Raw genomic sequence first — 26,550 nt, 5'->3', positions numbered from 1 at the left:
TGTGGATTAAAAGGATTTGGAGATATTAGTTACAATTAAGAGTAAAAATGCTTAAGGGAAGTTATAAATATATACTGTAAAATAATGGATAATAAAATAGTTGCCCACTTTTACTTGACTCAATCAAGCTATATCACGTTATTGCATATAATATTTTATAAGGATATAATTATGCTAGTTAAATAATAAAGGAGGTCAGCGTTATTATGCACATTGAGATGATACCCTATGGGATATATATGGCATGGGTTAGGTTAAAGGGAATTAAAAGAAGTTTTTTATATAAATTTAAAGGGGAAGAAGCTGCTTGGAGATACGGACAAGAGGTTTTTAGGAAGTGGAGTGATGTTACTATTAAAATCATTGGCATGGACATACATATAGAAGGTAAGGAGAATATACCTAAAGAGACTTGCGTTTTTATGGGTAATCATCAAAGTTTGCTTGATATCCCTTTGCTAAGACATGCGATAGGGAGGGAGATTGACCTTGTTGCCAAAGCAGAGTTGGTTAAGGCTCCTGTGGTTGGCTATTGGATAACTCATCTTAAATCTGTAGCTTTAGATAGAAATAATGCAAGAGAAGGGGTAAAGGCTATAAATAAAGCTATTGAAAATGTTAAAGAAGGTTATACTTTTGGCATATTTCCAGAAGGAACTAGAAGTAAAGATGGCAAATTAAATGAGTTTAAAAAAGGTAGTTTAAAAATAGCTACAAAATCTAAAGTTCCAATTGTACCTTTTGCTCTTAGTGGTACTTCTGCATGTTATGAAGCTAAGAAAAGATTTTCTCCAGGACGGGTAAATATTATTTTTGGGGAAAAGATTGAAACAAAGGATTTATCAAAGGAAGATGAAAAAGAACTTTTAAATGAGCTTTATGATAAAGTTTGCAGAATGCATAAAACAATAATATGATTTATACCCTTAATATTTTGGAAATGAAATTTCAATGTTAATGTTTACATTGAAAAATATAAAAATGTAATTTTATAAAGTATAAAAATTATAAGGGGGAAAAGTAATGAAAAAAGAATTCTCTATTAGTAATGATAAAATAATAATTAATTTTACAACTAAGTATTGCAAAACATTCCAGAATATATTAGAAAGTGAGGGGTTTAGTAGAATAATTGAAGTGTATATAAAGCAAACTCAAAAAAATGATACATTATCTTTTAAATACTTAAGTAAATCGCTTAATACTCGTGATGTTGCATCTTTAAGGAAAGACCTTGCAAAGATATTTAAGAGTTTAACGGTAATGAACGCCGAGGAAATTATTGAGAGTAACTCGCAATATTCTGAATTACTTCAAGATAAGGATAATTTTATTGCTTTAGTTGAAAATATATATTTATTTTGGAGAAAACTCGAGAGATATACATTAATACATGGTGGGGCTATTGAAAATGGTATAGCAGCAATGAGCTTTACGGAAGCAAATGCTGGGTTTTCCAGTTTGATATTAAAACTATATAGAAAGATTGAGCATAATGTATTAGGAGTAACTCCAAAGGTATTTAGACAAATACCAGTTGGTGGGAATGCTTCCATAATGATCAATAAATTAGTATGGCCTATACCAAAGGAATATGAAATATTAGAGAATATTCCTTTTATTGATTCTATATTATTAGAAACTCCATTTATAACTTATCCTAAAAGAAATACTAGAGATGGTATATTCACAGAAGTTCATGAGAATCCATTGCAAAATGCAAATATTAATAAGGATCATTGGTTTTGTTATCCTGCAAAAGTTGGAGAATTATTAACCTATATATATTTTCATAGAGATTATATGGAACATGGAATTACACTTTGTAATCTTTTTGAAATGGCAAGAAAGGAAGAATGTAAAGGAAGAAAACCAGACAATATTTATGTGTTTGGAGCAACTGATGATTCTGAAAAACTTAAAGATGTATTTTATATAGATGAAAAAAACGATATTATCCTTGGTTACATAAACCATTCTGATAAAATCGAATATTTTGGATATATGAAGAAAATGACTTTAACCCTCCATAATCTAGTTATGATAAAAAGAGGATACTTGCCAATTCATGGAGCTATGGTTAATTTAACGCTTAAAAATGGTAAAACTGCTAATGTTGTTATTATGGGAGATAGTGGAGCGGGTAAGTCTGAAAGCTTAGAAGCTTTTAGAGCATTAAGTGAAGAGTATATTTCAGATTTGAAGATAATATTTGATGATATGGGAGTATTTAAGTATGAAAATGGAAAGATGATTGGATATGGAACAGAAATTGGTGCATTTGTAAGACTTGATGATCTTGATCAAGGATATGCATTTAAGGAAATGGATAGAAGTATATTTATGAATCCAGATAAGGTTAATGCAAGACTTGTTATGCCTGTATCATCATATAAGGAAATTACTAAGGGCTACCCAGTAGACTTATTCTATTATGCAAATAACTATACAGCAGTTGAAGAAAATGGACATTCAATAGAATATTTTGAAACGGTAGAAGAGGCAATTAAGGTGTTTACATCTGGAGCTAGAATGGCTAAAGGAACAACTTCGGAGACTGGACTTGTTGAATCATTTTTTGCAAATCCATTTGGACCAGCCCAAAAGCAAAAGGAAACAGAAGTATTGATAAAAAAATACTTCTATGCAATGTATAATGAAGCATCCGTCAAGGTTGGTCAAATAAAGACCTGTATTGGTGTTAAGGGTCAAGAGAAGACAGGACCTAGAAATGCTGCGTTAGAGTTGTTCGATGAAATTAAAAAATTGAAATAATAAAATGCCCAGTAATATTATTACTGGGCATTTTACTGTTTTAACCGGTATAAATAAATTTCTACAAATTTTTATTTTTCCAATTGAGTATCTTATATTTAATATTTTGAAACTTCTCTTCCAGGTTAGAGCTGTGTATAAAGGAAGAATATTTACTTGCAATAGCACCTGCATCTATTTGAAACACATTTGAAATTTTACTGAAATCTATAAGTGCATTTAAAGTATAATGAAAATCTAGTATTAAATAAGATAGGATAATAAAAAATAATACCGGGTCTAATATATAAGGAATCTGATCTATAAAAGAAGCTATAATAGGATGAATTATCCTAACAACAGCTACAGAAGCTCCACCCCACATTATAGAAAAGTGTAGACATATTCTTCCGTTTAAATTAAAGGGATCATCAGTATAGTCCCAATATTTAGTCTTAAAAATATTTTCTAGTAAAAAACCTGTAAGATATTCTATCACTGAAGTAAAAAGTGTAGCAATTATTAATAATTCAAATAAATTACCTTTAAACTTAGAAAGTAATATTACAATTGATAAGATACAAGCTCCATAAATTGGACATAATGGGCCATGAAGAAATCCTCTATTTACAAATTTTTTATGATTTTTATATGCATAAAGAACTTCAATACACCATCCGAAGAAAGAATAAATAATATAGTAAAACAATAAATTATAAATACTAAAGTTATAAAAAACAATGTTATTAATATTAATTTCCTCCTTTTAATTATTTAAGATAATTTAATTATATATTATCAATATTAAGAAAACATTAAATATAAACTTAAGAAAATCTTAAAATTCCTTGTAAATAAAATATAGTCTAGTAATTTCTATACTAGACTATATTAATTCCTATTCTACATTTACATATCTTTTTTTTGCAAAGAAGGATAAACAATAAATTCCGGATATACCTACTAATCCATATATTATTGAACTAAACATAGACATACTACCAAATAAGGTAGCAACTAAGTCAAACCCGAAAAAACCGATAAGTCCCCAGTTAATAGCTCCTATCAAAACTAAGATAAAAGCAATTGAATCTAAAATTTTCATATAAACACACTCCTTTTAAATTTCTTTATTTATTATGTCCGGAGTGAATTATATTATACTAATGGAGTTAAAGTTCTATATTTCTATCTATTGGTTGAGATAATGAAATAAAAGTATCAGTCCTTTGAATTCCAGATATATTATTTATTTTTTCAAGCAATATATTTTGGAGGTCTTTAATGCTTTTTGAAATAACTTTAGCAAACATAGAGTAGCTACCTGTTGTTAGATGAAGTTCTACTACTTCATGTATTTTTTTCATTTCTTCAAATACAGATTGGAAAGATGAGGTCTTATCAACATAAATCCCAACATAACAACAAACATCGTAACCAAGTTTTGCAAGGTCTAAGAGAATTTTTGAACCTTTAATTATCCCTAAGTCTTCCATTTTTTTCATGCGTACATGTATAGTTCCACCACTTACATGACATATTCTTGCTATTTCTAAATAAGGAGTTCTACAATCTTTAATAAGTAAATCTAATATTTGAAGATCTAACTCATCTAATTGAGAAGTTACATTATCACTCATTTTAGTACACCTCGCTATTAATAATTCATTCTATTTTATTAAATTATAGTATAATTTTAAACAAAAAAATATGAAAATGGAGAAAATACTTAAAAAAATTTATTATTTCATCAAAAATTTCTATAAAAGTTTATGTAGTTTTATTAAAATAATTCTAAAGCTTTCTTATTTTACTTGAAAAAAATAGATTTTTAATCTACTATTAAGATATAGTTTTTTAGTAGGAGGATATGATAATATGGATATTTTATTAATGGTATTATATTTTGTACTTATGGCGGTGGTATTAATAGGAGCACTTACACTTCTTAAAAAGTTTGTGTTTTCAAAGATACGCATCAATAAATATATTCCGCTTGGAATAGCTATTGTAGGATTTGTATTTCAATTGTTTTTTAAGCCAGAGAATGTATATATTAGCATTGGAATTACAGTAGTAATAGTTCTTTTCTTTTCTTGGTTTTGGGATATTAACCAAACCGGTGGACCTAAAAAAAATGCGAACAAGAAAATAGTATTTAAACCAAAAGCAAAACCAAATAGAGTTAAAAAAGATAAGTAGAAATACGGATAATAAAAAAGTTGGAAATCCCATAGCGGACTAGAATATAGTTTGCTATGGGATTTTTTTATCTAAGGAAGATAGCTGAACTTATGGCGACTTTTTTTCCCTCTTGGTATATTTTAATTAAATACCATGTTTCATTTTCTTCCCGTTTGTGATTATACATATATTTTATTGAATTAAGATTAAGACTGTCTATTTTTTTCACTACAATACCTTTATTGGTAAGGATTTCTATAGAGGTGATTTTCACTTTAGTATCTTCAGCAAATATCATAAATTGCAATATACTAGTTTTTTCTTTAATTTCATCTCCCATAAAAACATCGTTAATTGTAAAATGCATTTTAAGATACCTTGATTCAGTAGAATAAGTTTTCCTATTTCTAAAGGCGTCTATAAGGCTTTTAGAATCTAAATCTGTAGCTAAAAAAACAGTGAGATTTTCACTATCTCCAAAATTAACTTTGTGATTATCCTGTCCGTTAATTGCTCCTAGTTTCCACCCCTTATCAAGTAGATTATAGTAGTAGGTATCATGTCTTGAATATTTATTAGGAAAAGACCCATTGCCTACTTCAACAGACGTGATAAGTTTATTTAGTAATTCATTGTAATCTAAAAAGTTTATGTTTTTATGAGGATGATTTATGGTAATAATAGAATCTGGATTATTTAGCATCCAAAGCACAAGAAGATTTAAATCCCTAACAACACCTGTAAAAAAGGTGCTAGGATTAATTATATTAAAATCTCCATAGGAATAAGTCTTAGTTTCAAATCCTGCTAGGGGTAAAAAATTATTTGAGTTTTTCTTAAATTTATCTCTCATAATTTCTGTTGTCATCCATTTGGAAATTCTTTTATTATTTATAAGAAGCTCCTTAGAAAGATAAGAATTATGATCTGTTATAATTAAGAAATCTAGTCCGTTATTTTTACCATAGTCAAAAGCATTATATGGAGTCCCTTCACCAGTTGAAAAGGAACTATGACAATGCGGAATTCCATAATAATATTTTAATGGTTTTTCTTTGCTCTTTCCCAAAAAAAGTAGCTCCTAAAAATTAATCACTATAATTATACTATTCAGGAGTTTAAAATAATGACAATAATTATTAGTAATGATAAAATAAGTAGAGACAAACAAGAACAATTTTAAAAAAGGTAGGAGATTTTAATGATATATATTGGAGAATATAACAAACTAACAGTAGACAGAGAACTTGACTTTGGATTTTATTTAACAGATGGAGATGGGAATGACATATTATTGCCTAAGGCTGTAATTGGAGATAGAGTCATTAACGTGGAAGACGAAGTAGAAATTTTCGTTTATAAAGATTCAAAGGATAGACCGATAGCTACTTTAAATAGACCATTGATTTCAGTAGGAGAATTAGCTTATTTAGCGGTAGTTGGGGTAAATTCTTTTGGAGCTTTTGCTAATATGGGATTAGATAGAGATATATTTATTCCTATAAAAGAACAAAAATTTTCACTTATAGTTGGGAAAAAATATTTATTCTATGCTTATTTAGATAAGACTGATAGAATTGCAGCCACTACATTTGTTGATACTCATATTGAAATTGGTGGGGATTATGAAATGGAGGAAGAGGTTGAGGTTATTACATATGGTAAAGGCGGAGAAAAGACTATTAGAGTTGCTATTGACGGAAAATATAGAGGAATTGTTTTAGGAAATGAACATTTTAGAGATATTTATCCTGGAGATAAATTCATGGCAACAGTAAATAAAATATATGAAGATGGAGTAATTGGTCTTACAACAAGAAAGAAAAGATTAGATGAGAGAGAAATAGTTAGGGACCAAATTATTAATTACTTAAATGAACATGAAGGCACTATGCCATTTAATGATAAAACATCACCAGATCTTATTAAGGAAACTTTTCATACTTCAAAAAATTATTTTAAAATGACTCTTGGAGGGCTAATGAAAGAAGGAATAATAGAACAAAATGCTGAGGGAACTAAATTAACAGAAGTAGAGCAATCAAAATTAACAGAATAGATAATTTCAAAACAATCTACAAGTTGTATTTAATATAATTTGTAGATTGTTTAATTTATTAGATATTAAAATAGTAATGAAAATTACTATCAGCTATTGACCGAATTGAGATAAAGTTGTATAGTAGTCCTATATAGGAATACTTAATTAAGGGCGTGGATATGTGGAAGCAATAGAAAACTTAATGAGTTTTGGCTTAACTAGGCAAGAAGCTAGTATTTATATGCTGCTATTTGAACAAGGCGAGTTAAATGGGTATGAAGTTTCAAAACTAACAGCTATATCTAAGTCAAATTCTTATAATGCACTAGCTGGATTAGTTGAAAAGGGTGCGGCTTATATAATTGAAGGAAGCGCAGTTTTATATACTCCGGTTAGCATAGAGGAATTTTGTGAAAATAAAATCAGATTAATGAAGAAAAATAAAGCAGAGCTACTTAAGAGTATTCCCAAGAGAAAAGAAGAAAGTGATGGATATATTACTGTAAAAAGCGAAAAGCATATAGTTGATAAAATAAAAAATATGCTTCTTCAAGCTAATGAAAGAGTGTATTTATCTATGAGTCAGGGTAGACTACAAGAGATAATTGCAGAATTAGAAAGTTTAAGGAATAGAGGAATAAAAATAGTTATAATTACTAATTCAACATTTAATCTTAATGGAGCCATAGTGTATCATACAAAAAAGAAACCAAGTCAAATTAGACTTATAGTAGATTCAAAATTAGTATTAACAGGAGAAATTACAGATAAATCTAATTCAACCTGTTTATATTCAAGTAATAACAATTTAGTTGAAGTCTTTAAAGACTCTCTTACTAATGAAATAAAATTAATTCAAATAGGAAAGGATGATTATAAAAATGAGTAAGAAGCCATTTGTAACAAAAGAGCAATTAGAAGAAATTATAAAGGAGTATCCTACACCATTCCATATTTATGATGAAAAAGGAATAAGGGAAAATGCCCGTAAATTAAATCAAGCTTTTGCATGGAACAAGGGATTTAAAGAATATTTTGCAGTAAAGGCAACTCCAAATCCAGAAATACTTAAGATTTTCAAGGAAGAAGGCTGTGGACTTGATTGTTCATCTCTAACTGAATTAATGATGTCAGATAGATGTGGATTCAAAGGTGAAGAAATTATGTTTTCATCTAATGATACTCCAGCTAATGAATTCCAATATGCTCGTAAAATAAATGCAACAATTAATTTAGATGATATAACTCATATTGACTTTCTTAAGGAAGTTGCAGATATTCCGGAGACAATTTCTTGTAGATATAATCCAGGTGGAACTTTTTCACTAGGAACAACTATAATGGATAATCCCGGAGATTCAAAATATGGTCTTACAAGGGCACAAATGACTGAAGCTTTCTTAAAGCTAAAAGAACTTGGAGTTAAAGAATTCGGGATGCACTCATTTTTAGCAAGTAACACAGTTAATAATGAATATTATCCTACTTTAGCTAAGATACTATTTAAGGTAGCTGTAGAGTTAAAAGAAGAAACCGGCGTACATATAAAATTTATAAATCTATCAGGTGGAGTTGGAATACCATATACTCCAGATCAAAAACCTAATGATATCTCCATAATAGGTGAAGGCGTAAGAAAAGCTTATGAAGAAGTCTTAGTGCCAGCTGGAATGGGTGATGTGGCAATTTATACAGAACTTGGACGTTTTATGCTTGGACCTTATGGACATCTTGTATCAACTGCAATTCATGAAAAACATACTTATAAGGAATATATAGGTTTGGATTCTTCAGCAGTTGATCTTCTAAGACCTGCAATGTATGGTGCATATCATCATATTACTGTTATGGGTAAAGAGAATAAACCATGTGATCATCTTTATGATGTAACTGGTTCTTTATGTGAAAATAATGATAAGTTTGCAATTGATCGTAAGCTTCCAAAGATAGATAAGGGCGATATAATTGTAATACATGATACTGGTGCTCATGGATTTGCTATGGGATATAATTATAATGGTAAACTTAAATCAGCTGAAATCCTACTACAAGAGGATGGAACTGTAAGAAAAATAAGAAGAGCAGAGACTCCTGAAGATTACTTTGCAACTCTTGATATTTAGTATTTTATGATAAAAGCCTGCAAAATTTATTTTAATAAATTTTGCAGGCTTTTTCAATAATTTTAAATTTCTAATTAACCTTGACTAGAAGTACAATTTGGACATTTTGTAGCATCAATATTAATCTTTGTCTTGCAAAATGGGCAAGTCTTTTCTGTTGGGATAATTTCTGGTTTTTTATGTAATTTAGTAAGTTGTCTTACTACAATAAATACAACAAAAGCCATAATTGAAAAATTAATAACTCCAGAGATAAATGTACCATAATTTATTGTAGCAATACCTGCTTCCTGTGCTTGCGCAATAGTATCATATTTACTACCATCAACTGTTATAAACAAATTTGAAAAATCTAATTTTCCCACAAAGATGCTAAGGCATGGCATAATAATATCATTTACTAGTGATGTAATAAGCTTAGTAAATGCTCCACCAATAATAACAGCTATGGCTAAGTCAATCATATTGCCTTTCAAAGCAAATTTTTTGAAATCTTTTAGCATAAGTCTCCCCCTTTAAAATATTTATGTTTTAAAGTATAACATAAATTTATAAAAGTAATAGGGGGACTCTTTTATTCATTATAAATATACAATAACTGCTAACAACCTCTTTACAGGAGAGAATAATCGCCATATAATATAAATTATAACTAAATAAGGCGCAATCAAAAAATAATAGACCAGTATATTTGGCTATTTTTTTCATGTGCCTAAAGGCTAGGGGTGCCAACCATAAGTTGGCTGAGAGATATTTGTTAGAATTGAGACCCTTGAAACCTGATGTGGTTAGTACCACCGTAGGGAAGCAATGGGATTTAAACCCCAATACTTTTAGAGTTTTAAGACTTGCCTATGGCAAGTCTTTTTTGCATTCCTAGGGTAAATAAAAGGGGGGTGAATAATATGAAAGTTAACGGCAAGGATATTGAGTTAAAGCAGGATAAAACCTTAGATAAGCTTTTGGATGAACTACAGATTAACAAGGATAAAGTTGTAGTAGAACTTGACGGCAAAATTATAACTAAGGAAAGTTTTGGAGAAACTATATTAAAAAATAGTAATGTTATCGAAGTGATAAGTTTTGTTGGAGGGGGCTGAGATGAAGGTTTATATTAATGAAATGGAAATGCATGTAGAAGAAACTACAGCCTATGGACTTAGAAAAAAATTCAAAGAGGACGCGGATATAGTTATTGTTAATGGCTTCCCAATAAAAGAAGACATGATAATAAAAGAAGAAGATAGAATTTGTTTCATAAAAAAAGGTGAAATACCAAAAAGAAATGAACTTGAAGCGTTAATGGCAAGTCGGCATACTCCAAAGGTTCATGAAGCTTTAAAAAAGGGACGAGTAGCTATAGCTGGAGCTGGTGGTCTGGGATCTAATATCGCAATTTCTTTAGCTAGAGTAGGGGTTGGGCATATTAAGATAATGGATTTTGATGTGGTAGAACCTAGTAATCTTAATAGGCAACAGTATTATATAAAGCATATTGGGATGAAGAAGGTGGATGCATTAAAGGAAATATTAAAGGAAATTAATCCATTTATAGAGGTAGAAGCTAAGGATATAAAAGTAGAAAAAGAGAATATAGAAGAACTTTTCAAAGATGTAGATATTGTAATTGAAGCTTTTGATAATCCTGTTTATAAGGCTATTTTAGTTGGAGAAGTTTTAACAAAATTCAAGGAAACTAAGGTTATTTCAGGTTCTGGAATGGCAGGATTTTATTCGAATAATATTATAAAGACAAAAAAAATAAACAATAGGCTGTACATGTGCGGTGATGATCTTCATGAGGCTGGCTTAAATGAAGGGTTAATGGCACCAAGGGTTGCTATTGTAGCTAATCATGAGGCTAATACGGCTTTAAGATTACTATTGAATGAAACAGAAGTATAAGGCGCAATTAAAAAATTAGGAGGAATAGAAAAATGGACAAGTTTATATTAGGTGGAAAAGAGCTAAGTAGTAGATTATTAATTGGTACAGGAAAGTATGGTAACAATAAAATACTTCCAGAGGTTTGTACGGAGTCGGGAACCAATATGGTTACAATGGCAGTTAGAAGGGTAGATTTAGATAATAAAGAAGAGAATATAATAGGGTATATTCCTAAAGATATAATACTTCTTCCGAATACCTCAGGAGCAAGAAATGCAGAGGAAGCTATTAGAATTGCAAGGATTGCAAAGGCTATGGGATGTGGAAACTGGATTAAGATAGAAGTAATTTCAGATACAAAGTACTTAATGCCAGACAATTTAGAAACCCTTAAGGCAACAGAAGCTTTAGTTAAGGAAGGTTTTAATGTTTTACCTTACATGTCTCCAGATTTAATGATGGGAAAGAGAATGATAGAGGCAGGGGCAGCTGCAGTAATGCCACTGGGATCTCCAATTGGAAGTAATAGAGGTATTAGAACAAAGGAATTAATTGAAATTATGATAGATGGAATAGATGGACAGGTTATCATAGATGCTGGTATAGGAAAGCCTTCAGATGCTGCTATGGCTATGGAAATGGGAGCCGCTGCAGTTTTAGTTAATACTGCAATTTCATCTTCAAAGGATCCAATTGCTATGGCTAGAGCTTTTAAAAAAGCTGTAGAAGCAGGCCGTGAAGCATACCTAGCAGGCCTAGGAGTAGAAAATACTAAGGGTAATGCATCATCACCTTTAACTGGATTTTTAGGGTAAGGGGGAAATAACATGAGTGTATATGAATACATAAAAGAAAGCACAAATTTCGATTTTTATGACAGGTTAAAAAATGTAACAGATGAAGATGTGAAAAGAGCTATAAATAAGAAGAACCTCCAACATGAGGACTTCTTGGCTTTAATTTCACCTAAAGCTGAAGAATATCTAGAAGAGATTGCCCAAAAATCAAATAAATTAACTAAGCAGTATTTTGGAAATACAGTTTTACTCTATACTCCAATATATCTTGCAAATTATTGTGTGAATAAATGTGCTTATTGTGGATTTAATCATGATAATGATATCCATAGGAAAAAGTTAAGCATGGAAGAAATAGAGAAGGAAGCCATTGCTGTAAGTAAAAAGGGGTTTAAGCATATAATTTACTTAACAGGAGAATCAGAGAAAGACACCCCTGTACAATATATTATTGATGCTACTCACATTCTAAAGAAGTACTTTGCATCTTTGGCCATAGAGATTTATCCTTTGTCAGAGGTGGATTATAAAAGAGTAATAGAGGCTGGAGTAGATTCTTTAACAGTTTATCAAGAGGTATATGATGAAAAGATTTATGATAAGGTTCATGTAGCTGGCCCTAAGAAAAATTATAAATGGAGATTAGATTCTATAGAAAGAGGCTGCAAAGCTGGAATTAGAAGCATTAACTTAGCTCCTCTTTTAGGATTAAATGATTGGAGAATAGAAGTTTATAAGATGATGCTTCATGGAGAATATTTAAGAAAAAAATATCCGGAGGTGGAGGTAGGATTTTCTACACCAAGAATTAGGCCTTGCGTAGGAGGATATAATGACTTGGAAGAAGTTAGTGATAAGGGTGTTGTACAAGCTATTATAGCTATGAGGCTGATGTTTCCTAATTGCACCTTAAATATATCCTCAAGAGAATCAAGGGACTTTAGGGAGAAATTAATTCCTTTAGGAGTTAATAAAGTGTCAGCAGGTGTTTCAACTGCAATTGGCGGACATACTTTGAAGGAAGAAGAGGCTGGAGAGGTTCAATTCGATATTTCAGATGACAGAGATGAAAATGAAATGAAGGCGATGATAAGAAGTATTGGATATGAACCTATATTCAAGGATTGGTTAGGCGATTTCTAAGGTGAAGATTATAGGGGTAACCAATAGAAAACTTTGTGATGATTTTTATGGCAGAATAGCTGAAATTTCTATGATGGACCTAGAATATCTTATTTTAAGAGAAAAGGATTTAAGTTATGATGATTTGAAAATCATGGCTAAGGAGATAAAGAAAATATTAGTTAATTCTAGTATAAAACTAATTATTAATGGAAATATAAAAGTAGCTAAAGATGTGGAGGCTGGAGGTATTCAGCTTTCCTTTAATCATTTTAGTGAGGGAAGATCTAAAGATTATGAAGGGATTATTGGAGTTTCTATACATAGTTTAAGGGAAGCAATAGATGGTGAAGCCTTAGGAGCAAGCTATTTATTATATGGACATGTTTTCGAAACTGACTGCAAAAAGGGAGTGCCCCCTAGAGGCTTAGTTGAACTAAAGGAGATTTGTAGCAAGGTTAAAATTCCTGTTTATGCTATTGGAGGAATAAATGAAAAAAATTATAATGATGTTCTAGATAGTGGAGCTTATGGAGTGGCTATTATGTCATCACTTATGAAACAGCCTATTTTCAATGATAAAATTATATGATTAATGTTATTTTATCTTAAAGAATATTAGACCATCATATTCTGCAGAATATGATGGCCTAAATAAAATCATTTAATATTAATCCTTTTATTAAGTTCTTTAGTTTTAATTTTCCAAAAAATATATTGAGCTATCCATATAACTACATATAAAAAGAACCATAGGGCAAAGTATTTTGCAATTGAAATAAAATCAAAGATAACCCACTTTGAAAATATAGAAACTGGAAAGAAAACTAGAGAGAGTATAATAAAGTGTGTAAAGGTTTGTCTAGTCATACCCCAAGAGTCTATCTCAAAAATAGCAGAGGCTGCTGAACAAACAAATCCTAATAGGCAACTTAATCCGTATTGAATTATAGTGGCATTTAACTCACTACCAGTTTCTTGAATTAATTCTAAAGATGTAGGTGAAAATTCACCATAGAATAAAGATATTACCAAAGCTATAGTTGTAGATATAAAAACTCCAATAGGAATTCCTAGAATACCTCTAAGCAAAGCTTTTTTCATTGTCATAATAAATCACCTCATAAATTTAAATATTTTTTTATTTTATCCACATATCTTCTTGATACAAAAGTGATATCACCATTTTTGAATTTCAAGCTAATGGTTCCACTTATACCCATATCAAGACTTGAAACTTTATTAAAATTAGCAATTTTAGAATTGGATATTCTTATAAAGGAAGTCCCATTTAAATTTTCTTCTAGTTCATAAAGGCGATATTTAACTTTGAAGTTTTCATTTAAACAGCTAGCAAAAATTTTATTGTTTTCCGTGTAAAAGCGAAAAATATCATCTCTATTAAGTAAAAAAACTTTTTCATCCTTAAATCCCATAATTATTGTGGAAGGATTAGAAGATAATTTACAGGCTAGGTCTGAAATATCATCTGTCATTTCTTTTGTATATATTACTATTTTAGTAGTTTCTATATTTTTATCGATTTTAATCTCTACGTCCAAGTTGAGGCCCCTCCTTTTTAATTATTATTCAGTTAACTGATAGTTTTATTATACAATTATTGTTATAGACAGCAATGAATTATAAGCAGTTGGTTATTATTTGTATATAAGTGGTTCATATAATACCTTATAATTCTTCAAACATATTTGACACTACAATATAAAAGTTGTAACGTTAAGTGAAATAATGGATATATAATATGAAAATTTTCTAAAGGGAGGAATTAGATATGATTAAACATATTGTTTTATGGGAATTAAAAGAAGAAGCAAAGGGAGAAAAATTAGAGAATACTATAACTCTTTTACAGGGTAAATTCAAGCCGCTAATTGGTGTTGTTGATGGACTTGTTGCTATAGAAGTAGGAAGTAATTATAATGGCGGCAAATTTGATGTGGCTCTTTATTGTGAATTTACATCACAAGAAGCACAAGAAGCATATCAAGGACATCCAGAGCATTTAAAAATTAAAGAGGTTGTCCATAGCTTAGTATGTGATAGAACTTCTATTGATTATGAAATATAATTTAGAATTTTAGATAATGAGACTTCATCAATAAGATACAAGGTGAGGTCTTTATTATATTTAGAATGAAAATAAAAGTTAATAATTAAGGATTCGAGAACTTTGGGTGGAAATTATGCTTAAATCAGTGTATTATAAATGTAAACCTATTCAATACAGCTAAAGCATAACATTAATTATATTCAATATATAAGAGTGGGAAGAAATGCAATATTCTTTAAGACCAAAAAAGAGATTTGATGAGAGGGGAATTAATATGAAATTAATAGTAAATGCAGATGATTTTGGTATAACAAAAGCCGTAACATTAGGAATTTTAGAAGCTCATGAACAGGGGGTTTTAACATCTACTACACTTATGTGTAATATGCCAGATGCTGAATATGCAGCTGGATTATCAAAGAATTATCCAAAGCTTGGAGTAGGAATTCATTTTGTTTTGACAGCAGGTTTCCCACTGGCAGAAGGGGTAAATTCATTAGTGGATGAGACGGGAAGATTCCATAAAATAGATAAAATAAAAGAACTTGCAACAAGCGAAGATATAAGAAAAGAATTTAGAAGGCAAATGGACAAGTTCCTATCCTTTGGTATTAAGCCTACACATATCGATAGTCACCATCATGTACATGGGATTAGTAAAGTTCTTGAGATAGTTAGGGAATTTGCTGTAGAATACGATATCCCAGTAAGATTATTAGGTGAGGTATGTGAAAATTATTTAAAAGGAATAGCGACAACTGAAGGATTTACAGGTGGATTTTACGGAAATACAGAAATTAATCCAGAGGGACTTATTAACAGTATAGAAAAAAATAAAAATTTTGAGTCCCTTGAAATAATGTGTCATCCAGGATATTTAGATCAAGCGATATTAGATATGAGTTCATATGCAATGCCAAGGACCCAAGAACTGACTACATTGACTAGTGATATAGTAAAAAATTATATTAAAGAAAATAATATTCAATTAATAAACTTTAAAGCTATAAAATAATAAGTGGTGAAACTTGTTAGAGTATAAGTTCAGATAAACAAAGTAATTATAAAATAGACGTAGAGGATATTAATTTATAAATTAAAGAAATACAGAGATATTATGAGGAAATATATGATATTTGTATATAATTAGCGTATATTACCTTAAACAGGTGTAGCATATTACTGAGTTAATCCATATAATGAGATAAATGATAAAGTCTTTGATGAGAAAGAGTAGATATGGGAGTTTAGTTTCCAGAGAGCTTGGGGTGGTGTGAACCAGGTACTGTAACCTTTATTGAATGGGTCTTTGAGACTACACTTGGAAAATTTTAGTACAGGTGTACGGGGGTCTACCGTTAAAAAGATAGGGTATCGATTAATTTCTGTATCTAATTAAGATATGTAACATAGGTGGCATAACGAAATTTTAGTATTTCGTCCTAAATAGGATGAAATACTTTTTTTTATTTCTGATAGCTGTGTTATATGAATTTGGGTGGCAATGTGAGTCACTTCATCCCAATATTTGGGGTGGAGTGACTTTTTTTATTTTGATGAATGGAGGATTTAAAATGATAAGTACAGCAAAGAGCAACTATGATGCAAGAAAATCAGAAAAGACAGGTTTTTCATTTATAACTGAATATAGGGGCGATGGTGTAACACCAATTACTTTATATAATGGATTAAAAGGAAGAAGAAGATTTATCCTTGAGAGTGGAAGTCGTGAAGAACATTTTGGTAGATATTCTTTTCTAGGTGAATCTCCCTATAAGGAAGTCGTTGGAGAAACATTAAAGGAAATAGAAGAAATAAAAAATGAAGTTAAAGTAGATTTTAATCCTGAGGGAAATCCCTTTCCATTTAAGGGTGGAGCAATAGGCTATATGGGCTACGATACAATTGCTCTTTATGAAAAGAAACTTAAATTTGAAAACGAAGATGAATTAAATTTACCAACTATTAGATTTAATTTTTATAAAAAATATATTTGTTATGATCATTTTACCCATAAAGTATATGTGATTGAAAATATATTTTTAGATGATGAAAGAGATTATGACACAATAGTTAGAGATCAAAAGGCATACTTTAAGCAAATAGTATTAACCCCGTTTATAGATGAAGATGAGGATATTCAAGAAGAAGTTATAATAAAACTTGGTACATCTAAAGAAGAATATATGGAAATTGTAAAAAGAGCACAGGAGTATATTATAGCTGGAGATATATTTCAAGTAGTACCTTCCCAGAGAATGTATTGCAAAACTAATAAAACTCCTTTAGAAATATATAGAAGATTAAGAGAAGAAAATCCATCTCCTTACATGTTTTTCATAGATTATGATGAATACCAAGTAATTGGGTCTTCACCGGAAAGCCTTGTATCAGTTAGAGGTAGAGAAGTTATGACTAATCCAATAGCGGGAACAAGGAAAAGGGGAGCCACAACAAAGGAAGATAATGAGCTAGAAAAAGAATTACTACTAGATGAGAAGGAAAGATCAGAACATGTAATGTTAGTTGATCTAGGACGTAATGATATTGGAAAAATTAGTGAAATTGGAACTGTTGAAGTAAAAGATTTTATGAAAATAGAGAGATTTTCCCATGTAATGCATATAACAAGCCAAGTTGTTGGAGAATTAGCAAAGGATATGGATGCTTTTGATGCAATAGCTTCTTGTCTTCCAGCCGGAACATTATCCGGAGCTCCTAAAATAAGAGCTATGGAAATTATAGAAGAGCTTGAGACTAAAAAAAGAGGTATATATGCAGGAGCAGTAGGTTATTTTTCCTATGGAGGAGATATGGATATGTGCATCGCTATAAGAACTTTAGTTTTGAAAGAAGGAGTAGCTTATCTTCAATCCGGAGGAGGAGTTGTATATGATTCTAATCCAGAGACAGAATTTGAAGAAACTCAAAATAAGCTAATGGCATTAAAGGAGGCATTGAGATGATAGTTTTAATTGATAATTATGATTCCTTTACCTTTAATTTATATCAATATTTAAGTGAGTTTACAAAGGTTAAGGTTGTTAGAAATGATGAGATAACAATAGAGGAATTAAGAGAATTAAAGCCAGAAGGAATTGTAATTTCTCCAGGACCTGGGATACCTGAAAATGCAGGAATATCAGTAGAGGTTATTAAAAAACTAGGAGGAAAAATTCCAATTTTGGGAATTTGTTTAGGACATCAAGCTATAGCAGTTGCATTTGGAGGCAGAGTTGTACGTGCTGAGAAAATATATCATGGTAAAAGTTCGAAAATTCAAATTAAAGGTAATGATATATTCGAAGGGATTAGTAGACGAATTGATGTTATGAGATATCATTCTTTAATAGCAGAAAGAGAAAGCCTGTCAGATGAATTAGAGATAATAGCAGAAACTTTAGATGACAATATTATTATGGCATTAAAGCATAAATCAAAATCAATATACGGACTTCAATTTCATCCTGAGTCAATATTTACACCAAAGGGTAAAAGAATGTTACAAAATTTTGTGGAGGTAATTTGTTATGATAATAAATAAGGCAATTTTAAAAATTATTGATGGCAATGACTTAACTGAAGATGAGAGCCGCGGAGTTATAAATGAGATTATGAAAGGCGAGGCAAACTCAACTCAAATTGGTGGATTTTTAGTTGGTCTTAGGGTTAAGGGGGAGACTCCAGCTGAAATTTTAGGTGCTGTTAAAGCTTTAAGAGATAATATGTTGACCTGTGATGTAGAAAGTAGTGAAAATTTAATTGATACCTGTGGAACTGGTGGAGATGGTGGCAAGACTTTTAATATATCTACTGCAGTTGCAATTGTTGCAGCAAGTGGTGGAGCTAAGGTTGCGAAACATGGAAATCGTGCAGTTTCAAGCAAAAGTGGAAGTGCTGATGTTTTAACTGAACTTGGCATTAAGGTTGATTATTCAACAGAGGAGAGTAAGAATATTATTAAAGAAAAGGGTATGGCATTCTTATTTGCCCCACAATATCATAAGGCTATGAAAAATGTTGCTAAGGAAAGAAAGGAATTAGGAACAAGAACTTTATTTAATCTAATTGGACCTTTAGCAAATCCAGCCCCAATAAGCGGACAACTTCTAGGAATTTATGATGGAAGTTTAGTTAAGGCTGCTGGAGAGGTACTTCTTAATTTAGGACTTAAAAGAGCAATGGTTGTACATGGTGATGATGGTTTAGATGAAATAACAACGACGACAACAACTACAGTTTGTGAAGTTAGTAATGGAAAAATAAAGGAATACAAGATAGACCCAACAAAGTATGGAATAGCAAGGGCCAATATTCAGGACATTGCAGGGGGAACACCTAAGGAAAATTCGCAGATAATAATTAATGTTTTAAAGGGTGAAAAAGGACCAAAGAGAGATATCGTTGTAATAAACGCTGGAGCAGCTCTTTATGTAGCGCAAATTGTAGATTCTCTAGAAGATGGAATAACTCTTGCAAATAAGCTTATAGATTCAGGAAAGGCATATGAAAAATATAAGGAAATAGCTTCTGCTGTATAGGAGGAATTTAGGTGATACTAGATAAAATTTGTGATAAAAAACGAGTGAGATTAGAGAAAAGAAAAGCTTTGATTTCTATAGATAAGGTATATGAAAGTGCTCTGAAAGTTCCTAAAGTAGATAATTTATTTAAATCAGTTTTAGATAGGGATGGCTTATCAATAATTGGAGAATATAAAAAAGCTTCTCCGTCAAAGGGGGTAATAGTTCCTAATTTTAATATTGAAGAAATAGCTAATTTTTATAAGGAACTAAATGTAGATGCCTACTCAGTATTAACGGAGGAAGATTATTTTAAAGGTTCAGATGAATATTTAAAAAAAGTGAGATCTTTAAGTGATAGGCCAATACTTAGAAAAGATTTCGTTATTGATTTTTACCAAATATATGAGGCTAAAATTTTAGGGGCTTCAGGAATTTTATTGATTGCGGCTGTCTTAGGAAAAGATCTTAAAAAGTATTATGAGGAATGTAGAAAGTTTGATTTAATGCCTTTAGTTGAGGTTCATACTAAGGAAGAATTAGAACTTGCTCTAGAATGTGATAGTGAGATTATTGGAATTAATAACAGAAATTTAAAAACCTTTGATACAACCTTGGAAACAACAGAAAAACTAATAAAATATGTTCCAAAGGGTAAAACAATTATATCTGAAAGTGGTATGCATAGTATCGAAGATTTAAAAAGAGTTAAGGACTTTGGTGCAAATGGTGCCCTAGTTGGAGAAATGTTCATGAGAAACATTAAGGATGCGAATTTCAAGAAAGAATTCAATTCTTTTAGAGGGAAGTAATATGAATATCAAAATATGTGGAATAACAGCTTTAGAGGAGGTTCAGGCTTTAAACTCATTAAAGCCTGACTACATAGGACTAGTCTTTGCAGAAAGTAAAAGAAAGATTTCTAAAGAACAGGGAAAACTACTTTATGATTCTATAGATAGGCATATAAAGGTGGTTGGTGTTTTTAGAAATAACACTAAGAGATATATAAGTGAAATTTTAGACTACATTCCTTTAGATGCTCTGCAGCTTCATGGAGATGAGGATAATGATTTTATAGAATACTTTAGAAAAAAGTATAAATGTGAAATATGGAAAGGAACTTCAATAAGAACTAAAGAAGATATTGAAAAGGCAACTACTTTTAATGTTGACACTTTGATTTTAGACGGAAGTAATCCTGGAAGTGGAGAAGTATTTCCTTGGGAATTAGTAATAAATATAGAAGCTAAGGCTAAGATTTTCTTAGCTGGAGGCATAAATGAGGATAATGTGCTTCAAGGAATAAATAAGCTCAATATCCATGGAGTAGATGTTTCTTCAGGAGTTGAGGTAGTTAAGGATGGAAAAAGATCTAAAGATGCGGTCAAAATGCAAAAATTAATAAAAAAAGTGAGGGAATGTAATGAAAGGAAGATTTAACGAATTTGGTGGACAATATGTCCCAGAAACAGTAATGAATGCTTTAAAGGAACTTGAGGATGAATTTTATAAGGCTACAAATGATAAGGAATTTATGGATGAATATAAGTATTATCTTAAGGATTTTACAGGAAGACCAAGTCCTTTATATTTCGCAGGGAATATGACAGAGGATCTAGGAGGAGCTAAGGTTTACTTAAAGAGAGAGGATTGTAATCATACAGGAGCCCATAAGATAAATAATACTATAGGGCAAATACTTTTAGCTAAGAGAATGGGGAAGAAAAAGGTAATAGCAGAAACAGGAGCAGGACAACATGGTGTTGCAACAGCTACAGTTGCGGCTAAATTTAAAATGGAATGTACAATACTTATGGGTGAAGAAGATATAAGAAGACAGGCTCTTAATGTTAAAAAAATGGAGCTTTTAGGAGCTACAGTTGTTCCTGTTACTAGTGGTAATGGAACTTTAAAGGATGCTGTTAATGAAGCTTTTAAATATTGGGTTTCAAATATTGAAGATACCTATTATATAATGGGAACTGTTGCAGGTCCTCATCCATATCCAATAATGGTTAGAGATTTCCAAAGAGTAATTGGAGATGAAGCAAGGGCTCAAATACTAGAGAAAGAAGGGCGTCTTCCAGATTATATTATTGCACCAGTTGGTGGTGGAAGTAATGCTATGGGAATATTCTATCCATTCATTGATGATAAAGATGTTAAGTTAATCGGAGTAGAAGGTGCAGGTCTTGGAGTAAAGACTGGAGAACATGCTGCAGCTTTAGCAGTTTGCGATACTGGAGTATTACATGGAATGATGAGTTATGTTTTAAAGGATGATGATGGACAAATTAAAGAAGCTTATTCAATTTCAGCAGGGCTTGATTATCCAGCAGTTGGACCTGAACATGCTTACCTTTCATCTATAAAAAGAGCTGAATATGTAAGTGTTGTGGATAAAGAAGCAGTTGAGGCTTTCCTTTACTTAACTAAGATGGAAGGAATAGTTCCAGCATTAGAATCAGCTCATGGAGTTGCTTATGCAATGAAGTTTGTTTCAACTCTTCCTAAGGATAATATTGTTATAATCAATATTTCAGGTAGAGGGGATAAGGATATGGATACAATAATTAAGTATATGGAGGATCATCATGAATAGAATAGATTTAGCATTTGAGAATTTAAAGAAGAGAGATAAAAAGGCTTTAATACCCTTCATAACATGTGGGGATCCAAACCTTGAGGAAACAGTTGATAATGTTTTAAGACTTGCAGAGGCAGGCGCTAATATAGTTGAATTAGGAGTTCCATTTAGTGATCCCTTAGCAGATGGAGATGTAATTCGAAATTCTTACTGTAGAGCCTTGAAAAATGGTACAAAGGTTAAGGATGTTTTTACTTGTGGAGAAAGAGTTAGAGAAAAAAGTGAGATAGCTTTAGTTATAATGGTTTATTATAATTTGATCTTTTCAAGAGGGGTAGATAAGTTCCTTAAGGAAGCAAGTGAATCAGGATTTGATGGATTAATAGTTCCAGATATTCCACTGGAGGAAAGAGGCGAGCTTAAGGAAAAGTGTGAAGCTTTAGGATTATATTTAATTCCTTTAGTTGCTCCTACTTCAAAGGAGAGAACTGAAAAGATAATTAAGGGAACTAAAGGTTTTGTATATTGTGTTTCCTCTAACGGAACTACAGGAGAGAGAAGCAGTTTAAATGTTGGAGTTAATGATTATTTAAATATGGTACGTGAACATACAAATGTTCCTATTTGCTTAGGCTTTGGAATATCTTCAAGGGAAGTTGTAAAAAAAGTTAAGGACCATTGTGATGGAGTAATTATTGGAAGTGCAGTAGTTAGAAGACTTCAAGAGGATAGAGTACAAGCTTTTGAGTTTCTTAAGGATATTAGAGAAGAAATATAAAGAAAATGGAGAGTAGATTCTTTTGAATCTACTCTTTTTTATGTTAGAATAATTGATATATGATAATGATGTTGTGCAATTTTTTTATTTGAATTGCTTAGAAAGGTAGAATGATATAAAAATGGCAAAAATAAATAGTAAAAATAACAATTTTTTATTTTCCGCTAAAGATGTAACTTCTCATATAATATATCCATTATTGGTCGAGTTAGTTAATTCAGATAGAGAGGATTTAGCTAAGTTGGTTAAGCAGGTAGATTATCTCCTTGTTTATACAAGTACTTGTATAAAACAAAAGGATTTTAAATCTGCAAAGGAGAGTATTAAGGGAGCAGAGGAGAAACTTAGTATTTTAAAAGAAGAAAAGGTAGATACTTCATATCTTGATCATATTTATGAGGGAATAAAAAAGAAAATTAAATAGAATATAGAGTTTAGGCGAACTATAATGTTACAGGCCTAGGCTCTTTTTTTAATTGTTTTTTAGGATATTGGTGCAGCATTTTTTATGGAAATCTTAATAAAATTAAGAAATACTATATGGTACAATATAACATATAAATTAATTAGAGGTTGTATTGGGGGAGTAGTATTGATAATTAGTAAAGATAATGGTAAAAAATTATTTGAGTTAAATGAAAATGAATTAATTATTTATAGATTTTTAAGAAATAAAATAATAAAAAGAAGAGATATAAGAAGTGCTTACTTAAATGAACAAGGTTTAATTATTTTAACTTATGATAATAAAACAGTCACTAAATCTATTATCAACATGTCATGGAATGATAGAGAAGGTTTGAAAATTTTAGTTGATGAAATTAATAATGAAAATGTTGTTTTTGGAACCACTAATAAAGAAACTCCATTATGGTATGTGTTTATTTATCCAATATATTTATTGGCACAGTTAACCCATAATAAATTTATATTTATACTAACAATTATAGCATGGATAATTTTAATGGCTATTACAATTGTTACACTAAAAAGCTATAAAGGAAATATGTACTACATAGACACAGAGAGATTCGAAGTTATAGGATTTAGAAATAGAATTAAAAGAAGGTTTACAACCTCAGATATAGAATTAGTTAAATCAGATGAAGTGGGCACTAAATATAAGGTTAAGGATTCTAGGTATAAATTTTATATTAGAAATGTTATTACCTATCCTGTATTATATAAAAAAGCAATTGCTGAAATGAAAATGAAAGCAGAATAAATAAAACATCTCGTAATGATAGCCATTACGAGATGTTTTAGTTAACAATATATTTAAAACACTGTTAATTATACTTATAGAAAATACTATAATCATTACCTTAATGTCTTCTGGAATGCTTATGACTTCTTCCTTGGTTAGTAGGAGCATTGTTTCCACTATTATTAGGATTGCCCATATTCCCCATAAGCATACTTATTAAGGGGTTCATACCACCCATATTATTGCCGTTATTTTGTCCGTTCCCATTTTGCATTAGCATATCTAATAAAGGATTTCCGTTCATAGCATTATTTGTATTTCCACTTCTGTTATCATTACCATTCATATTGCTATTTGTGGCGTTATCCATAGGATCAGCTCCATTTGTTTGGGTATTAAAATTCATGTTTTGCAGCATGCTAGCTAGATCCATGTTATTATTACCACCGTTATTGCCACCACCGTTGTTCATAGGGTTTCCACCATTGTTGTTATTCATCATACCGCCCATTAGCATGTTCATTAAAGGATTGTTACCCATCATAGGGTTGCCACCCCCATTGTTATTATTCATACCACCCATTAGCATGTTCATCAGAGGATTACCGCCTCCCATGCCTCCTGAGTTATTACCGCCCATCATACCACCAAGTAACATATTTAATATAGGACTCATTTATTCACCTCAATATCTATTACTGCTTTGATATATAGTATTTTACTTTTAGCTAAAGTGATACAGTTTACCAAATTGAAAAGAGATAAATATTTGGACGTATAAATGAGAACTAATAGTGACAAGAAGTTATGCTATATAGAATATTCTGGTAATATGTAGGCTTTGAGTAGTATAATTTAAATTAGCGTATAATTTTTATTGATATTATTAAATAAAAAATGGGGGAATGACAAATGTTAGATGAACGTTATAAATATGAGTCATATATGATTAGAAAAAAGGTATTAAAAATAATAGGAGCAAGCTTTCATATTTATAATCCTAGTGGCGGACTTGAATTCTATGTCAATCAAAAGGGATTTAAATTAAAGGAAGATATAAGAGTTTTCACAAGAGAGGATATGGCAGAAGAAATTCTTTCAATTAGAGCTAGAAACATTTTAGATATTTCTGCCACATATGATGTTTATGAAACAGGAACTGGAGAAAAGGTTGGAGCTCTAAGAAGAAAGGGTCTGAAATCTATATTTAAAGATGAATGGCTAATACTTGATCGAAATGATAATGAGGTAGGAAATATTAAGGAAGATAGTACAGCAATGGCACTAGTAAGACGATTTTTAATAAATGCAATTCCGCAAACTTTTATAGGAACATTACAAAACAGAAAGGTCTTTGAGTTTAGGCAAAAATTCAACCTATTTGTCCAAAAAATTGACCTTGATTTTTCATTTGATAAAGAAAATATTTTTGATCGAAGGTTGGCAATAGCTACAGCTGTTTTATTATGTGCTATAGAAGGAAACCAAAATTAATTAAATTTGACAGATATTAGAGAAAATATTTCTGTTGAGTTACCGAAATTAGATAAAGAAATAAAAGAGGGGATTGTGTTTAAATCTGTTAAGTAAAAAATAATATAACATAGTTTGATTGATATTAGTTAGCTTTATGTAAACTTAAGCTGATTAATATCTTTTTTTATTTTTTGTAAAAATCCAATTAAAAGGAAAAATTTGTAGAATTTTAATAGAAAAAAATCATTCAATTTACTGTAATAATATTAAGTAAAGCATATATATAAAGTGAAAAGTAGAATAAACTTTAGGAGGATTATTATTATGCGAGAAAGAAAAGTTGTGAAAATAAGAATTGATATGTATGACAATATTAAATTAAAAATAATTGATACAAGGCCTGAAAGGGATCTTATTCAGTATATTTGGAGTAGACTTATAAATTTAGCTGGCAAGGTTAATCAGGAAGGCGATATATATATGTCAAAAAACATGCCATATACTATTGAAACCTTAGCAATAGAATTTAATAGAGACATTAGGCAAATTAAGTTAGCCTTAGATACATTTATAGAATTAGAAATGATTGAACTTAATGAAGTTAATGTTTATAGTGTGAAAAATTTTGCTAAACATCAAAATATTAAGGTGCAAGAAAAAACAGGTCAAAATGAAACAGAAGTTGTTAACCCTGAGGCTAAAGATAACCTAGACAGTACTAGTAGTAGCAAAATTAATAATATGAGTAAGGACAAGCCTAATAATAAGGTGAAAGAGAAAATTCCTATACCTTTGGAAACCAAGAAAAATATGATGATTGATAAAAAGAAGAAAAAAGAGAAAATCTATGATTTTACCGATGAAAAAGATGTTAAAGATGTTCAAGGTAATGATATGGTTGATTTTCAAGATTACGATAAGGAAAGGCCTTTGGCTAAAGGTGAGACTTTGGTCGCTTCGTGGTCTTTTAGATAGAACTATCAATAATGTAGACTAT

General features: G+C 30.5%; 32 protein-coding genes, 1 riboswitch and 1 other annotated feature. Of the genes, 24 read left to right on the top strand and 8 right to left on the bottom strand.

What is annotated here, in order from left to right; all coding sequences use genetic code 11:
- The first annotated feature begins 206 nt into the window (after window positions 1-206).
- Both CLVI_RS13210 and CLVI_RS13205 read left to right on the top strand, forming a co-directional pair.
- Window positions 207-917, top strand: a complete 711-nt coding sequence (locus tag CLVI_RS13210; RefSeq protein ID WP_106060596.1) for a lysophospholipid acyltransferase family protein — start codon at window positions 207-209, stop codon at window positions 915-917.
- Between the two features lie 106 nt (window positions 918-1,023).
- Window positions 1,024-2,775, top strand: coding sequence for a phosphoenolpyruvate carboxykinase (ATP) (locus CLVI_RS13205; protein ID WP_106060595.1), 1,752 nt, complete (start codon window positions 1,024-1,026; stop codon window positions 2,773-2,775).
- A 61-nt stretch (window positions 2,776-2,836) separates the two neighbouring features.
- Here CLVI_RS13205 and CLVI_RS13200 read toward each other — a convergent pair whose 3' ends face one another.
- From CLVI_RS13200 to CLVI_RS13190, 3 genes are all read right to left on the bottom strand, one after another.
- On the bottom strand, window positions 2,837-3,463 hold the full coding sequence (locus CLVI_RS13200) for a putative ABC transporter permease (RefSeq protein ID WP_170065674.1): 627 nt from the start codon (window positions 3,461-3,463) through the stop codon (window positions 2,837-2,839).
- Window positions 3,464-3,652: 189 nt separating this feature from the next.
- Window positions 3,653-3,859, bottom strand: coding sequence for a DUF378 domain-containing protein (locus tag CLVI_RS13195; RefSeq protein ID WP_106060593.1), 207 nt, complete (start codon window positions 3,857-3,859; stop codon window positions 3,653-3,655).
- 67 nt (window positions 3,860-3,926) lie between these two features.
- Window positions 3,927-4,394 carry an Lrp/AsnC ligand binding domain-containing protein gene (locus CLVI_RS13190; RefSeq protein ID WP_106060592.1) on the bottom strand — a complete coding sequence of 156 codons (468 nt, stop codon included), beginning with the start codon at window positions 4,392-4,394 and terminating at the stop codon, window positions 3,927-3,929.
- A 238-nt stretch (window positions 4,395-4,632) separates the two neighbouring features.
- Between CLVI_RS13190 and CLVI_RS13185 the strand changes: the two genes are divergently transcribed.
- Window positions 4,633-4,956: a hypothetical protein gene (locus CLVI_RS13185; RefSeq protein ID WP_106060591.1), complete on the top strand. Its 324-nt coding sequence runs from the start codon at window positions 4,633-4,635 to the stop codon at window positions 4,954-4,956.
- Window positions 4,957-5,023: 67 nt separating this feature from the next.
- Here CLVI_RS13185 and CLVI_RS13180 read toward each other — a convergent pair whose 3' ends face one another.
- The gene (locus tag CLVI_RS13180) at window positions 5,024-6,007 is read right to left on the bottom strand and encodes a CehA/McbA family metallohydrolase (RefSeq protein ID WP_106060590.1); all 984 of its coding nucleotides are present in this window, start codon (window positions 6,005-6,007) and stop codon (window positions 5,024-5,026) included.
- Window positions 6,008-6,139: 132 nt separating this feature from the next.
- Here CLVI_RS13180 and CLVI_RS13175 point away from each other — a divergent pair, with 132 nt between their 5' ends.
- From CLVI_RS13175 to CLVI_RS13165, 3 genes are all read left to right on the top strand, one after another.
- A complete protein-coding gene (locus CLVI_RS13175; protein ID WP_106060589.1) occupies window positions 6,140-6,997 on the top strand; it encodes a CvfB family protein in 858 nt (285 codons plus the stop codon).
- Between the two features lie 163 nt (window positions 6,998-7,160).
- Entirely contained in the window at window positions 7,161-7,868 is a 708-nt protein-coding gene (locus tag CLVI_RS13170; protein WP_106060588.1) for a TrmB family transcriptional regulator, read from the top strand.
- Complete coding sequence (locus CLVI_RS13165) at window positions 7,861-9,102, top strand: diaminopimelate decarboxylase (RefSeq protein ID WP_106060587.1); 1,242 nt, start codon at window positions 7,861-7,863, stop codon at window positions 9,100-9,102. The genes CLVI_RS13170 and CLVI_RS13165 overlap by 8 nt, the downstream gene beginning before the upstream one ends.
- 74 nt (window positions 9,103-9,176) lie before the next feature.
- Here the strand turns inward: CLVI_RS13165 and mscL are convergent, their stop codons facing one another.
- Window positions 9,177-9,605 (bottom strand): large conductance mechanosensitive channel protein MscL, encoded by a 429-nt coding sequence (gene mscL / locus CLVI_RS13160; protein ID WP_106060586.1) that lies wholly within the window; start codon window positions 9,603-9,605, stop codon window positions 9,177-9,179.
- 208 nt (window positions 9,606-9,813) lie between these two features.
- A riboswitch (TPP riboswitch) is annotated at window positions 9,814-9,925 on the top strand.
- Window positions 9,926-10,007: 82 nt separating this feature from the next.
- On the opposite strand from mscL, the gene thiS reads away from it, so the two are divergent.
- From thiS to CLVI_RS13135, 5 genes are read left to right on the top strand one after another with little or no spacing between them, the layout of a single operon-like run.
- Window positions 10,008-10,202, top strand: coding sequence for a sulfur carrier protein ThiS (gene thiS, locus CLVI_RS13155; protein WP_170065673.1), 195 nt, complete (start codon window positions 10,008-10,010; stop codon window positions 10,200-10,202).
- Between the two features lies 1 nt (window position 10,203).
- The gene (thiF, locus tag CLVI_RS13150) at window positions 10,204-11,007 is read left to right on the top strand and encodes a sulfur carrier protein ThiS adenylyltransferase ThiF (protein WP_106060584.1); all 804 of its coding nucleotides are present in this window, start codon (window positions 10,204-10,206) and stop codon (window positions 11,005-11,007) included.
- Window positions 11,008-11,039: 32 nt separating this feature from the next.
- The gene (locus CLVI_RS13145) at window positions 11,040-11,804 is read left to right on the top strand and encodes a thiazole synthase (protein ID WP_106060583.1); all 765 of its coding nucleotides are present in this window, start codon (window positions 11,040-11,042) and stop codon (window positions 11,802-11,804) included.
- Between the two features lie 12 nt (window positions 11,805-11,816).
- Entirely contained in the window at window positions 11,817-12,929 is a 1,113-nt protein-coding gene (thiH, locus tag CLVI_RS13140) for a 2-iminoacetate synthase ThiH (protein WP_106060582.1), read from the top strand.
- Window position 12,930: 1 nt separating this feature from the next.
- Window positions 12,931-13,500: a thiamine phosphate synthase gene (locus CLVI_RS13135; RefSeq protein WP_106060581.1), complete on the top strand. Its 570-nt coding sequence runs from the start codon at window positions 12,931-12,933 to the stop codon at window positions 13,498-13,500.
- Between the two features lie 68 nt (window positions 13,501-13,568).
- Here the strand turns inward: CLVI_RS13135 and CLVI_RS13130 are convergent, their stop codons facing one another.
- Together CLVI_RS13130 and CLVI_RS13125 are read right to left on the bottom strand one after the other, a co-directional pair.
- Window positions 13,569-14,018 carry a DUF3021 domain-containing protein gene (locus tag CLVI_RS13130; RefSeq protein WP_106060580.1) on the bottom strand — a complete coding sequence of 150 codons (450 nt, stop codon included), beginning with the start codon at window positions 14,016-14,018 and terminating at the stop codon, window positions 13,569-13,571.
- 11 nt (window positions 14,019-14,029) lie between these two features.
- Complete coding sequence (locus CLVI_RS13125) at window positions 14,030-14,470, bottom strand: LytTR family DNA-binding domain-containing protein (RefSeq protein ID WP_106060579.1); 441 nt, start codon at window positions 14,468-14,470, stop codon at window positions 14,030-14,032.
- Between the two features lie 230 nt (window positions 14,471-14,700).
- Between CLVI_RS13125 and CLVI_RS13120 the strand changes: the two genes are divergently transcribed.
- From CLVI_RS13120 to CLVI_RS13070, 11 genes are all read left to right on the top strand, one after another.
- On the top strand, window positions 14,701-14,997 hold the full coding sequence (locus CLVI_RS13120) for a Dabb family protein (protein ID WP_106060578.1): 297 nt from the start codon (window positions 14,701-14,703) through the stop codon (window positions 14,995-14,997).
- A 256-nt stretch (window positions 14,998-15,253) separates the two neighbouring features.
- The gene (chbG, locus tag CLVI_RS13115) at window positions 15,254-15,994 is read left to right on the top strand and encodes a chitin disaccharide deacetylase (protein ID WP_106060597.1); all 741 of its coding nucleotides are present in this window, start codon (window positions 15,254-15,256) and stop codon (window positions 15,992-15,994) included.
- 196 nt (window positions 15,995-16,190) lie between these two features.
- Window positions 16,191-16,427, top strand: a binding site (T-box leader).
- Between the two features lie 126 nt (window positions 16,428-16,553).
- On the top strand, window positions 16,554-17,945 hold the full coding sequence (gene trpE, locus CLVI_RS13110) for an anthranilate synthase component I (protein ID WP_106060577.1): 1,392 nt from the start codon (window positions 16,554-16,556) through the stop codon (window positions 17,943-17,945).
- On the top strand, window positions 17,942-18,523 hold the full coding sequence (locus CLVI_RS13105) for an anthranilate synthase component II (RefSeq protein WP_106060576.1): 582 nt from the start codon (window positions 17,942-17,944) through the stop codon (window positions 18,521-18,523). The genes trpE and CLVI_RS13105 overlap by 4 nt, the downstream gene beginning before the upstream one ends.
- A complete protein-coding gene (gene trpD, locus CLVI_RS13100; RefSeq protein WP_207655383.1) occupies window positions 18,513-19,520 on the top strand; it encodes an anthranilate phosphoribosyltransferase in 1,008 nt (335 codons plus the stop codon). The genes CLVI_RS13105 and trpD overlap by 11 nt, the downstream gene beginning before the upstream one ends.
- A gap of 11 nt (window positions 19,521-19,531) precedes the next feature.
- The gene (trpC, locus tag CLVI_RS13095) at window positions 19,532-20,314 is read left to right on the top strand and encodes an indole-3-glycerol phosphate synthase TrpC (RefSeq protein WP_106060574.1); all 783 of its coding nucleotides are present in this window, start codon (window positions 19,532-19,534) and stop codon (window positions 20,312-20,314) included.
- 1 nt (window position 20,315) lies between these two features.
- Complete coding sequence (locus tag CLVI_RS13090) at window positions 20,316-20,945, top strand: phosphoribosylanthranilate isomerase (RefSeq protein WP_170065672.1); 630 nt, start codon at window positions 20,316-20,318, stop codon at window positions 20,943-20,945.
- Window positions 20,929-22,107, top strand: a complete 1,179-nt coding sequence (gene trpB / locus CLVI_RS13085; protein WP_106060572.1) for a tryptophan synthase subunit beta — start codon at window positions 20,929-20,931, stop codon at window positions 22,105-22,107. The genes CLVI_RS13090 and trpB overlap by 17 nt, the downstream gene beginning before the upstream one ends.
- A complete protein-coding gene (trpA, locus tag CLVI_RS13080) occupies window positions 22,100-22,870 on the top strand; it encodes a tryptophan synthase subunit alpha (protein WP_106060571.1) in 771 nt (256 codons plus the stop codon). The genes trpB and trpA overlap by 8 nt, the downstream gene beginning before the upstream one ends.
- A gap of 121 nt (window positions 22,871-22,991) precedes the next feature.
- Window positions 22,992-23,294 (top strand): hypothetical protein, encoded by a 303-nt coding sequence (locus CLVI_RS13075; RefSeq protein ID WP_106060570.1) that lies wholly within the window; start codon window positions 22,992-22,994, stop codon window positions 23,292-23,294.
- A 168-nt stretch (window positions 23,295-23,462) separates the two neighbouring features.
- Window positions 23,463-24,095, top strand: a complete 633-nt coding sequence (locus CLVI_RS13070; RefSeq protein WP_146127333.1) for a hypothetical protein — start codon at window positions 23,463-23,465, stop codon at window positions 24,093-24,095.
- Window positions 24,096-24,195: 100 nt separating this feature from the next.
- On the opposite strand, the gene CLVI_RS13065 is transcribed toward CLVI_RS13070, so the two are convergent.
- Window positions 24,196-24,753, bottom strand: coding sequence for an RNA-binding protein (locus CLVI_RS13065; protein ID WP_106060568.1), 558 nt, complete (start codon window positions 24,751-24,753; stop codon window positions 24,196-24,198).
- Between the two features lie 236 nt (window positions 24,754-24,989).
- On the opposite strand from CLVI_RS13065, the gene CLVI_RS13060 reads away from it, so the two are divergent.
- On the top strand, window positions 24,990-25,571 hold the full coding sequence (locus tag CLVI_RS13060; RefSeq protein ID WP_106060567.1) for an LURP-one-related/scramblase family protein: 582 nt from the start codon (window positions 24,990-24,992) through the stop codon (window positions 25,569-25,571).
- A gap of 306 nt (window positions 25,572-25,877) precedes the next feature.
- Window positions 25,878-26,528, top strand: coding sequence for a phage replisome organizer N-terminal domain-containing protein (locus CLVI_RS13055; RefSeq protein WP_106060566.1), 651 nt, complete (start codon window positions 25,878-25,880; stop codon window positions 26,526-26,528).
- Window positions 26,529-26,550: the final 22 nt, after the last annotated feature.

This window comes from Clostridium vincentii, assembly GCF_002995745.1.
Classification (GTDB): domain Bacteria; phylum Bacillota; class Clostridia; order Clostridiales; family Clostridiaceae; genus Clostridium; species Clostridium vincentii.
This window is presented reverse-complemented; position numbering and strand designations above follow the sequence as displayed.

Coding starts and splice junctions, on each gene's coding strand:
- CLVI_RS13145 (WP_106060583.1), top strand. CDS start 11,040: ATGGACAAGTTTATATTAGGTGGAAAAGAGCTAAGTAGTAGATTATTA.
- CLVI_RS13055 (WP_106060566.1), top strand. CDS start 25,878: ATGCGAGAAAGAAAAGTTGTGAAAATAAGAATTGATATGTATGACAAT.
- thiF (WP_106060584.1), top strand. CDS start 10,204: ATGAAGGTTTATATTAATGAAATGGAAATGCATGTAGAAGAAACTACA.
- CLVI_RS13105 (WP_106060576.1), top strand. CDS start 17,942: ATGATAGTTTTAATTGATAATTATGATTCCTTTACCTTTAATTTATAT.
- mscL (WP_106060586.1), bottom strand. CDS start 9,605: ATGCTAAAAGATTTCAAAAAATTTGCTTTGAAAGGCAATATGATTGAC.
- CLVI_RS13130 (WP_106060580.1), bottom strand. CDS start 14,018: ATGACAATGAAAAAAGCTTTGCTTAGAGGTATTCTAGGAATTCCTATT.
- CLVI_RS13175 (WP_106060589.1), top strand. CDS start 6,140: ATGATATATATTGGAGAATATAACAAACTAACAGTAGACAGAGAACTT.
- CLVI_RS13065 (WP_106060568.1), bottom strand. CDS start 24,753: ATGAGTCCTATATTAAATATGTTACTTGGTGGTATGATGGGCGGTAAT.
- thiH (WP_106060582.1), top strand. CDS start 11,817: ATGAGTGTATATGAATACATAAAAGAAAGCACAAATTTCGATTTTTAT.
- thiS (WP_170065673.1), top strand. CDS start 10,008: ATGAAAGTTAACGGCAAGGATATTGAGTTAAAGCAGGATAAAACCTTA.
- CLVI_RS13185 (WP_106060591.1), top strand. CDS start 4,633: ATGGATATTTTATTAATGGTATTATATTTTGTACTTATGGCGGTGGTA.
- chbG (WP_106060597.1), top strand. CDS start 15,254: ATGAAATTAATAGTAAATGCAGATGATTTTGGTATAACAAAAGCCGTA.
- trpB (WP_106060572.1), top strand. CDS start 20,929: ATGAAAGGAAGATTTAACGAATTTGGTGGACAATATGTCCCAGAAACA.
- CLVI_RS13120 (WP_106060578.1), top strand. CDS start 14,701: ATGATTAAACATATTGTTTTATGGGAATTAAAAGAAGAAGCAAAGGGA.
- CLVI_RS13165 (WP_106060587.1), top strand. CDS start 7,861: ATGAGTAAGAAGCCATTTGTAACAAAAGAGCAATTAGAAGAAATTATA.
- trpE (WP_106060577.1), top strand. CDS start 16,554: ATGATAAGTACAGCAAAGAGCAACTATGATGCAAGAAAATCAGAAAAG.
- CLVI_RS13075 (WP_106060570.1), top strand. CDS start 22,992: ATGGCAAAAATAAATAGTAAAAATAACAATTTTTTATTTTCCGCTAAA.
- CLVI_RS13060 (WP_106060567.1), top strand. CDS start 24,990: ATGTTAGATGAACGTTATAAATATGAGTCATATATGATTAGAAAAAAG.
- trpA (WP_106060571.1), top strand. CDS start 22,100: ATGAATAGAATAGATTTAGCATTTGAGAATTTAAAGAAGAGAGATAAA.
- CLVI_RS13190 (WP_106060592.1), bottom strand. CDS start 4,394: ATGAGTGATAATGTAACTTCTCAATTAGATGAGTTAGATCTTCAAATA.
- CLVI_RS13205 (WP_106060595.1), top strand. CDS start 1,024: ATGAAAAAAGAATTCTCTATTAGTAATGATAAAATAATAATTAATTTT.
- CLVI_RS13195 (WP_106060593.1), bottom strand. CDS start 3,859: ATGAAAATTTTAGATTCAATTGCTTTTATCTTAGTTTTGATAGGAGCT.
- CLVI_RS13090 (WP_170065672.1), top strand. CDS start 20,316: ATGAATATCAAAATATGTGGAATAACAGCTTTAGAGGAGGTTCAGGCT.
- CLVI_RS13210 (WP_106060596.1), top strand. CDS start 207: ATGCACATTGAGATGATACCCTATGGGATATATATGGCATGGGTTAGG.